The sequence below is a fragment of the Tahibacter sp. genome, from assembly GCF_032229445.1.
GTDB lineage: Bacteria > Pseudomonadota > Gammaproteobacteria > Xanthomonadales > Rhodanobacteraceae > Tahibacter.
Genome location: NZ_JAVTWC010000066.1, coordinates 1 through 9,871, shown reverse-complemented (window position 1 = coordinate 9,871; position 9,871 = coordinate 1). Strand labels below are relative to the sequence as shown.

Genomic DNA, 9,871 nt, shown 5'->3' with positions numbered 1-9,871 from the left:
CTAACGACACCAACGCACTCGCGTTCTTGATCTCCGGAATAGCGGGGCAGCTTCATCTTTCATGATAGCGGCGAGCAATGGCAAGCGACTTGGGCTGCGTCGGACCCGACCAAGCCAGTACGTATCACGCTTGCCTGGACAGACGCACCGGGCATGGTCGGGGTGCAACCGCAGGTGAACGATCTAGATCTGAGCATCGTGGCATCCGGTCAGAACGATATCTGGCGCGGGAACCGGTTTAATGGTGGTTGGAGCATCCCCGGCGGTGCGGCGGATCGCTTCAACAACTACGAAGCGGTCTTCCTTCCGGCGGGCATGGCCGGCAGCATGGGTATCACGGTAGACGCACACAACATCGCGGGGATCGGCGTTCCAGGAACAGGTGATGGAGCCAGCCAGGACTTCGCTGTGGTTTGCTACAACTGCACTGCGCAACCGGAGTTCCGCCTGAGCAGTGATCAGGCGCGGCCGCAGGCCTGTGTGGATACGCCGTCCCAGGTGCCGTTGCAACTGGGTTCGATTCTCGGCTTTGCCAGTCCGGTCCAGCTGCAGGCCACCAGCGCAAGCGAGCTGGCGCTGTCATTCACTGACAATCCAGTATCGCCTCCGGGATCGACAGCGCTCGTCGTCAGCGCCAACGGGGCTGCGTCGGTTGGCGAACATCTGATCCGCGTCGATGGTCAGTCGGGCCAGCAGACGCGTTCGCTGTCGCTGCCACTTTCGGTCTATGCCGAGCGTCCGGGCGAACCCGAGTTGCTGACGCCTGCCGTCGCAGCGGTGACTGAAGCGACCCCGACCTTCACCTGGAATCCGGTCGCAGGTGCGCATGTCTATCGACTCGAAATCTCGACCGATCCCTACTTCAAGAACATAGTCATGGCGCCTGAAGTCAACGGTACCGCGTGGACGGTGCCTGATGACGCACCGCTGGCTTCCAGTCGCAGCTACTGGTGGCGCGTCGTGGCAACCAACGCCTGTGGCGAAAGCCTCGTCACACCTGCCGGCGACACCATTTTCCGCGATGATTTCGAGATCGCTGCCGACGCAAGAGCGTTCATCACTGCATCTCAGCCCGGCGACTGTGCGCTCGACATTCCCGCCATCACGGTTTTCAGCGATGACATTGAGCAGGGCGTGGCGGGCTGGAGTTCCGGTGCGGCGGCGGGCCACAACAACACCTGGCGACGCAGTGCGGAACTGGTTCACAGCGGTGGTTTTGCCTGGGTAGCCGACAACCCCGATGCAATCAATGATCAATGGCTGGTTTCACCATCGATCAATCTCCCGTCAATCGGGCTGAACACCTTGTCCCTGCAATTCCGAAATCATCGCGCGCTGCCATCGCAAGGTAGCAGCTGCCTGGACGGAATCACGCTCGAGATCGGAGTGAACGGTGCTGCCTGGGCTCCAGTGTCCGTCGGCATTCTGAGCGACCCGTACGATGGCACCATCGCAAGTCTGTTCAGCAATCCACTGGGGGCAAGAAAAGCCTGGTGTGGCAGTCCGCAGGAATGGCGCAAGACGGTGGTTGACCTGCAACCGTACGCTGGCGCGAAAGTGCGACTGCGTTTCAGGCTTGGTAGCGACAACCGTATTCCTGCACGAACGACAGCATGGTCACTGGACGACGTGAGAATCAGTGCTTGTCCGACGGGCTAGATTGACACGGCACAGGGGCGTTGCCGCGGGCCCATGCGCCACGAATGCGACGTGCAGGTACAGCCCAAATCAATCCAGAACAGCGATTGAATGCCGCCCTGGCGGGCTCTTGAGAAGCTCGACCTCGCCGGTGCGCGGCGATGCCGCGCTGCTTCAACGGAGCGACGAAGTCGCGCGTGTCGCAGCGCCTGGTCGGCGCCGCGCGTGGCTCCGGATGTGAGATGTGTATCGACCAGGGCCAGCGCTCCATCGCGCTATCCGGTACCGGGGGCATGACAACCAGCAAGGCCATTGCGGTTTTCCATCAGAGCGTCAACCAGGTAGCTCGGTTTTGCTTCCTTGCCTTTGCCCTGGCGGATCAGGCGGGCATCCGGGTCTGTCGTCGAAGCGTGCGTGTCATTGCTGCGCTTCGAAACGCTCCATGCATCCACGTTCCTATCGCAGGACGGGTCCTGCGATAGAGGTGTGCGCACGCGCTATGGCCTGTCCGTTGCCGGAATCGACGCGGAGAACTGCACGTCCTTTAACGCAACATCCGGCAGCGCGTATGCGGTCGCCAGCATCGCGCCTTCGTGGATGATCTCGGGAAACACAATGCCGGGCAGCGTCTGCACGGCGAATATTTCCTGCACGCCGCCAGTGAACTTCAGCAATCCAATCGTGCTGCCGGTGCCAGTATGCACGGCCCATACCCCCGACAATCGGTCACTGTTGTCTTCGGTGATCGGGATCTCGGTGAATGCGTTGCTTTCACGCAGCTGTGAAAGTCCGATGAAGGCCACCGGCCCGAGGAAATCGAGCCCGCGAGCGAAGCCCGGCACCCGCGCGATGTCGGTCTTTTTGCCAGTCGCCGGCTCGATCGTCACCAGCGCGCCGCGCCCCGATTCGAGCACCCATAACTTGCCGTCGTGCCAACGCGGTGAATGCGGCATCGACAGTCCGCGCGCGATCACCTTGTTCGACTGCATGTCGATGACCAATCCGCCATCGCGCTTGTTGGCGCGCCAGCCCATCGGCGTGTTGGTCTCGCCCAGCGCGGTGAGATAGCGCGGCTTGCCATCACGCATCGCGAGGCCATTCAGATGGCATCGATCCTCGGGTGCCAGATGGCTGACGAAGCTTGGCCGCCAGCGGGGCACGAAGCTTGATTCCGCATCGAGCGTGCACAGGCAAGAGAACAGCGTGTTGACGAACCAGAGATCGCCCTTGCCATCCCAGGCCATCTCGTGGATGTCGATCGCACCAGTAATATGGCCGCGACGCGCGAGGTAGACCGCATCGTGGCGCGGCGGATCATTGAGCCGCTTGGCGACGGCGGGCATGTTGCGGAACTCGGCGATCTCGATGTTGGTGCCGAGTGCCAGACGCTCACCGTCGGCCGCCATGCCCATCGGGCGATTGAAGGCGCGGAAGTGTGTGTTGATCGTCGCCCCATCGGGACGCAGGATCACCAGCTTGCCAGCTTGGTAGGTACTCACCACGAGGCATCCGTTCAACTGCCGCAGCAGGTCCGGAAAGTTGCTCGTGTGGACGCTGGTCAGCGTCATCGCCGGTGCGCTCGCGCATTCGTGCGCCGTCGCGTCCAACGCGGGCGCTGAGGGGTCGTGGGCGGCGGGCTCGATCGTGTGCATGGCAATCATTCCGGATGGGTGCGGGGGGCTGCCCGCGCACCTCGATGGATGCACGAGCGACCAATGTAGCTGGCATCGGACGCGCATGGTGAAGGCTGCTGGCAGCCACTGTCCATGCCGTCCACGGTTGCCTGGATAAAGCCGGGATTCCTTCCACTCGACGATCAACACATGCTCGTCGCTGCTCGGCGACAGTTCGCCGCCCGCGCTCCTGGCACCGGCTGCAACGCCTCGCGCGGCATCGGCAAGTTTTGCAAACGTCGGCGAATCGACGTATGCGACGACGAGTTCAGGTCTGACGCGAAAATCTGCCCTGATCGGGTTCAGGTCGACATACGTCATGCAGGCCAACACACCTTCGTTTGCACTGCAGTAACGGAAAACAGCGTTGCCCTTAGGCCGCGCACCAGATCTCCACATGGGGGGGGGACGGGTTGATGTTGCTTTGTCGGGAGAAACGCGCTTCTGCTACGGCCAATACAGCGTTTTACGCCACGCTCCCTACATCACGCGAACACCCCATCCCCGCCCAATTTTCCCTTGAAGGGGAGGGCTCGAAGCTCTCGGCTTGGCGTAGCATCACCACATTATTGCCAGGCGCTCTTAGCGCGCCGCTGTGCCGCCGTGCACGAAGCGCTGTTGCAGCGCGGCTAGCGCCACCGCGGATTCGCGGCGGATCCGGAAGCGTCCGAACAGCGCATCGACGGCGCGCAGCCATAGCGGCTGCACTGCATAGTCCAGCGTGCGCGTGAAGATCGTGCCGTTGCCGTCGGCGGCGAAGTCGTAGCGCAGGCGCACGCGGCTGCCGTCGTCCATCGTGGCTGTCGCTTCCCACCGATCCGGGCGCTGTGCATCGATGACGCGCCAATGCAGGCGGCGCCGGAATCCGGCGGTGCGGATGTTTTCCTCGAACGTCGCACCCGCGGGCTGCGACACGCGCGTGTCCGGGATCGTACCCATCGAGGCCGCGTGCCACTCGTGCCAGCATGATGGCATCGTGAGGTAGTCGTAGGCGCGCTGCGGCGTGGTCGCGAGCGGCGTGTGGCTGATGTGGATCGGCATGGGCGTGGTTTCCGGGTGGGAGTGGCGCGGCTGAGAGCGACTGCGCGATCAGCGCGGCTGCACACGAGATGATTGAGGATCTTCCGGTTCCCAGCGCAAGGTGCCGCGCAGCCAGTCGGTCAGCGGGAACACGAGATTGAAGTTGCACGCCTGCATGAGATCGCGACGGTGATGCAGTTCGTGCAGGCGCCGCATCTGGCGGATCCACGGCAGTTTTGCGAGCGGGTGGTGCGCCGGCAGATGCTCGCAGGCGTGGAACACTTCGTAGGTCAGATAGCCGCCGAGCAGCGTCGCGCAGAACAGCGCGGCGACGTTGGTGCTGAACAGCGCGATCGCTGCGTAGGCCGGTGCCAGGCCCGCGCAGAACAGCACGATGAGCCAGGCCGGGAAAAAGATCACGCGCCAGTCGCGCGCCTGCTCGTAGCGCATCCGCCCGGCGACGAAGAAGCTGTGGTGGTCGCCCGTGTGGCGCCTGTAGAACAGCGCGCCGATGCGATGCTTGTGGTGTCCGTAGCGGCGATGCACCGTGTACTCGCCCACGTTGAACACGACGAGCCCCAGCGGGATCGCCAGCCACTCCCACGCGCGCACCGTGTCGAGCCGGCTGATCAGCAGCGTCAGCGCCGCCACGCCGAACGCGACCACGAAGCCGCCGTGCAGCCAGGCGTTGTACCAGCGGCTGATGCCACTGCGGTAGCGGGCGCGGAAGGCTTCGGTGTCGTGGGTCATGCGGTGCTCCGGTGTTCGTGGCGGCACGGTGCGGCGACAGCGGTTCGCCGGTAGCGTCCAGGGCGTCGCTGGTCAGTCGGCGGTCGTGCGCAGCGGCAGGCCCGATGCGAATCGACTACCGGCGCGCGGCGCACACCCGCCACGCTGGTGCCGATCATCGGCCAGTCGTACACGCGGCGCATTGACAGCGCTGCGCGCGCGATTGACATTTCGCGCCAACTCCGCAGGCACCCCGCATGCTCGATCCGCGTACCGTCTCCAATCCCTATGTCCGAACGCTGCTCGGCGTGCTCGACGTCCAGGGCGTGGACGTGCGCGCGATAGTCGCTGCCTTGCATCTGGACACGGCGGCGCTCGACGATCCCAACGGCCGCATCGCTCCCGAAATCGTCCAGCGCATCTGGCAACACGGCCTCGCGCTGACCGGCGATCCGCTGTTGGGTCTCAAAGTCGCCGCGGCGGCGCGACCGTCCACGTTTCGCGCGCTGGGTCTCGCTGCCATGACGAGCGCGTCGCTGCACGCGGCGCTGTCACTGATGCTGCGCTACTACCGGCTCGTCAGCGAATCCGGCGCGCTGACCGCGCAACCGCAGGCCGACGGCGACATCGCCATCGTCTACACCGAGCAACTGCGGCGCGTGCGATTGCTGCCGCAACAAGTGGAAGCGATCGTCGGCGGCATCCTCGTCATGGCGCGCGGACTGTCCGAGCGTTCGCTCATGCCGACTGCCGTCGCGTTCCGGCATGCGCCGCTAGGTGATGGCAAAACCTACCGCCATTTCTTCGGCTGCGAGGTGCAGTTCAACGCACCGGCCCACGCGCTGCGACTACCCGCCGCCGAACTCACACGACGCCTGCCGCAGGCCGACGCCGATCTCCATCGCATCCACTGCGAACTGCTCGACCGCCAGCTCGCCGGTCTGCCGCAAGCCGGCTCCGTCACCGCATTCGCCAAGCAATGGCTGGCCGCACGCACCAGCGGCGCGATGCGCATCGACGACCTCGCGCAGGCGCTAGGCATGAGTGTGCGCGCGCTGCAACGCGCATTGCAGCAGGAAGGGCAGCCCTGGACTGCGCTCGTCGACAACGCACGCCGCGACGCGCTGGAGACGCTGCTGAGAGCCGGCGTATCGCTCGACGAAGCCGCGCGGCAGATGGGGTATCACGATGCGAGCAGTCTCAGTCGCGCGTCAAGGCGGTGGTTCGGCAAGACAGCGGGGGAGTGGCGGCGGGTTGTCGACCGGTAGCGCAGCCTGCGGTCGATGATGCGTTGGTGTGCGGCACGGCTCGGTGCGTCGGTACTTCCTGGCGGTTGTCGCGAAGCGAAGCCCGATGCCCTCGACGCGGCCCTCCTCATCGCGGAACATTGCCTATCCCGACTTCTACGGCCGCTATGTCCGCCGAATCCACGCCTGGCATCACCGCCTTGCTCGCCCGCTGGCGCGAGGGCGACCGTGCTGCCGAACCCGAGCTGCTGCGCACCATCTATCCCGCCCTGCGCGACATCGCCCGCGCGCGGCTGCGTGGCGCCGACCTTACCTTGAGCGCGACCGAACTGGCGCACGAAACCTACCTGCGCCTGAGCCGCAACGAGGCGATCGAGTTCCAGGATCGCGGTCATTTCTTCGCCGTGGCCGCGCGCGCGACGCGTCACTTCGTCATTGACTACCTGCGTGCTCGAAACAGCGACAAGCGCGGCGGCGGTCTGCCCTTTGCCACGCTTGATGAAATTGCCGACGATATCGTCGACGACTGTATTGATCTCAGTGTGGACTGGCTCGCCGTGGACGAGGCGATGACCGTGCTCGAAGAGGTTGATGCCGCGAGTGCCCAAGTAGTCGAGCTCAAATTCTTCTCCGGCATGACCACCGATGAAATTGCCACCGCGATGGATGTTTCCCGCGCCACCGTGGTGCGCGATTGGCGGTTTGCGAAGGCATGGCTGGCGGACCGGCTCGAGTCTGCCACCGATACCGTACGCAAATGACGAATTGCGCCAGCGGAAAGCGGCCGAGACAGTGGTCGGCCTTTCACAACCGACTCAGCTGCTGACCGCGGAATGCTTATGACCGGAAATCCGTTTCTTCGCCTGAAACAGATCTTCAACACGCTCGTCGAGCTTCCGGAGAACGAGCGCGGCGACTATCTCGCCATGCAGCGCGACATCGACGACGAGACGCGCCGACAACTGGAAGACCTGGTTAGCGCCGACGGCCGTCATGCAAACGCAACCGCCCGGCGCGCCATGGACGCAAAGGCGACGTCGCCATCGGGCTGGATCGGCCAGAAAATCGGCGGGTTCAGGATCGAGCGCGTGCTAGGCCACGGCGGTATGGGCAGCGTCTATCTGGCCGAGCGTGTCGACGGTGGCGCCGTGCAGAAGGTGGCCATCAAGACGCTCCACGCGTGGCGCCTCGATTCGGCTGGGCTGGCGCGATTCCGCCTTGAAGGGCAGGTGTTGGCACTGCTGCAGCATCCGAATATCGCCATGCTTCACGACCTGGGCGAACTGCCAGATGGCGCGCCGTACGTGATCATGGAGTATGTGCGCGGCACCCCGCTGATCGAATTCCAGCGGGAACGCCATCTCGACGTGCCACAGACGCTGCAACTTTTCCTGCTCATCTGCGAGGCGGTGTCGTATGCGCACCAGAATCTCGTCGTTCATCGTGACATCAAGCCAAGCAACATTCTTGTCGATCTGAACGGAGCCCCCAAACTGCTCGACTTTGGTATCGCCAAACCGCTCGTCGGTCGCCTGGGCAATATCGATATCGAGAACACGGGTACCGCGCAACAGTATTTCTCGCTGAGAAATGCGGCACCGGAACAACTACTGGGTCAGAAAATCACCGTCGCCTGCGACGTCTACGGTCTCGGCACCTTGCTGTACGAGATGCTGTGCGGCCACCCGGCCCACAATCTGGACGGCCTTGCTCCCGCCCAGGCGCAGCGCCGGGTCATCGAGGAAGAGCCGTTGCCGCCCAGCCGGCGCGCTGCAGCGACAGAGGCAAAACAGCTGCGCGGCGATCTCGACGCAATAACCGCGATGGCTTTGCGCAAGAATCCCCAGCAGCGCTATCGCAGCGTCGACGAGTTTGCCGCCGACGTGCGACGCCACCTGCGCGGCTATCCGGTCGAAGCGCGCGAAGGCTCCGGTTTCTACCGCGCAACGCGCTTTTTCCATCGACACCGGACGGCTATCGTCACGGCTTCGATGTTCGTCGTACTCGTCCTGGCAGCTGCTGCGCTGTTGTCAAGGCAGTATCTGAGCACCCAGTCCGAGCGCGTGCGCGCCGAGAGCGTCACCGGCGTCATCCTGGACGCACTGGAGTCGGTCGATCCGAGCAACGCCCAGGGCAAGGAACTGACGGCGCGCGAAGTGTTCGATCAGGTCGGCAAGCAGGCCCTGGCTTCGCTGCACGATCAGCCGGCGACCCGGGCGCGCATCGTTGCAACACTCGCCCGCATCAATCTTCAGCTCGGTCTGCCGAAGGAGGCCGTTTCGCTGCTCGATGCGGCGAATACCGGCTCTGGATCGACGCACGACGAGGTTCTTGCGGACATGGAAGGGACGCGTGCGGAGGCGCTGATGCTGCTTTCCCGGCTCGACCTCGCGCGCGCCGCGCACAGCACAGCCACTGCGCACGCGCAGAGCGCCGAACAACGAGCTCGACTGCAATTGCTCGATGCGATGCTGTTGAAGTACGAAAGCAAGCCCGATGAGGCCATCGTCGTGCTGCGAAATCTGATCGCGTCGGCCTCGAATGCCAGCGAGAAGATCAGGTTCTCCGCACGCCGCGAGCTTGCCGATGCTTACCTGCAAAAGGAAGATCGCGTGGAGGCTTGGGCCGTTGGTGCAAGCCTGCTTGCCGATCAGCGCAAGGTTTATACCAACACGCATCCCGAGTTGCTGACGACGCTCATCTATCTGGCGAGCATCGCGACCTATGTGGAGCGCAATGCCGACGCGATCGCGCTCGCCGCGGAGGCAATGGCCATCACCCGGCAACTCTACGGCCAGGAGACCCTTCCCTATGCCGCTGCGCTGAACCAGTACTCGAACGCGATGGAACTGGAAGAGCGTTTTGACGAAGCCAAGAAGCATTCAATCGAAAGCTTGCGAATCTCCCGGCAGTTGCTCGGTGACGATGCTTTCAGTGTCGGCGGTTCGCACTTCAACTTGGCTAACCTGTACGCACGAAGAGGTGAGGACGCCTTCGCTCAGACACATTACCGCGAAGCATTGCGAATAGGCGAGATTCAAGCCAAGGACACCAGCGGCGCGCTCTATCTGTTCCGCGCCCTGCTCGCGCACAATCTCGTTCGCACAAAGAACTACGCCGAAGCCATCAGGACCGTAGACAGCGCATTGGGCATGGCGGCGCGGCATCCGGAGATCGACGATCCCGACCTCGATGTGCTCTCTGGCTTCGTGCGCGCTTGCGCCGTGCAGGGCAATGAGCCCAGCGACACGCATCGTGCCGCATTGCGCAACGCCATGGAGCGCGCGCGCGTCGACGCCGTCGACGCGCCGACCAAGCTGTTTGTCGCATTGCTGATGCCCTCGGCGGAGCTGCTGCTGCGGTAGGCATGGCGCCGGCCCGCAACGTCTGGCCGTCGGGTGAGCGTGCATCGTTCGGAGCCGGGAAGCACATGGCAGTCCTCGAGCGGTCGAACCGGTGTCTGCGTAGGCACGCAGAGATCGGGCAAGAGATCGGGGACATCAGAGATCGGGCAAGAGATCGGGGACATCCATGATTTGAGAGATCGGGGACATCCATGATTTG

General features: G+C 63.8%; 7 protein-coding genes and 1 pseudogene. 4 read left to right on the top strand and 4 right to left on the bottom strand.

Annotated elements, in window-relative coordinates; genetic code table 11:
* Nucleotides 1-174: 174 nt before the first annotated feature.
* Nucleotides 175-1,659: a hypothetical protein gene (locus tag RUU78_RS12795; protein ID WP_313917167.1), complete on the top strand. Its 1,485-nt coding sequence runs from the start codon at nt 175-177 to the stop codon at nt 1,657-1,659.
* Nucleotides 1,660-1,940: 281 nt separating this feature from the next.
* Here RUU78_RS12795 and RUU78_RS12790 read toward each other — a convergent pair.
* The 4 genes and pseudogenes from RUU78_RS12790 to RUU78_RS12775 form a co-directional block, all read right to left on the bottom strand.
* Nucleotides 1,941-2,069 (bottom strand): annotated as a pseudogene (locus RUU78_RS12790) (IS5/IS1182 family transposase); the annotation flags it as partial.
* Nucleotides 2,070-2,135: 66 nt separating this feature from the next.
* A complete protein-coding gene (locus tag RUU78_RS12785; protein WP_313917165.1) occupies nt 2,136-3,632 on the bottom strand; it encodes a TIGR03032 family protein in 1,497 nt (498 codons plus the stop codon).
* A 261-nt stretch (nt 3,633-3,893) separates the two neighbouring features.
* Nucleotides 3,894-4,352, bottom strand: coding sequence for an SRPBCC family protein (locus tag RUU78_RS12780; RefSeq protein WP_313917163.1), 459 nt, complete (start codon nt 4,350-4,352; stop codon nt 3,894-3,896).
* 48 nt (nt 4,353-4,400) lie between these two features.
* Nucleotides 4,401-5,081, bottom strand: coding sequence for a sterol desaturase family protein (locus tag RUU78_RS12775; RefSeq protein ID WP_313917162.1), 681 nt, complete (start codon nt 5,079-5,081; stop codon nt 4,401-4,403).
* A 236-nt stretch (nt 5,082-5,317) separates the two neighbouring features.
* Between RUU78_RS12775 and RUU78_RS12770 the strand changes: the two genes are divergently transcribed.
* The 3 genes from RUU78_RS12770 (at nt 5,318) to RUU78_RS12760 (ending at nt 9,672) form a co-directional block, all read left to right on the top strand.
* Nucleotides 5,318-6,328: an AraC family transcriptional regulator ligand-binding domain-containing protein gene (locus tag RUU78_RS12770; protein ID WP_313917160.1), complete on the top strand. Its 1,011-nt coding sequence runs from the start codon at nt 5,318-5,320 to the stop codon at nt 6,326-6,328.
* Between the two features lie 146 nt (nt 6,329-6,474).
* A complete protein-coding gene (locus tag RUU78_RS12765) occupies nt 6,475-7,068 on the top strand; it encodes an ECF-type sigma factor (RefSeq protein ID WP_313917158.1) in 594 nt (197 codons plus the stop codon).
* Nucleotides 7,069-7,233: 165 nt separating this feature from the next.
* The gene (locus tag RUU78_RS12760; protein ID WP_313917156.1) at nt 7,234-9,672 is read left to right on the top strand and encodes a serine/threonine-protein kinase; all 2,439 of its coding nucleotides are present in this window, start codon (nt 7,234-7,236) and stop codon (nt 9,670-9,672) included.
* The last annotated feature ends 199 nt before the right edge of the window (nt 9,673-9,871 follow it).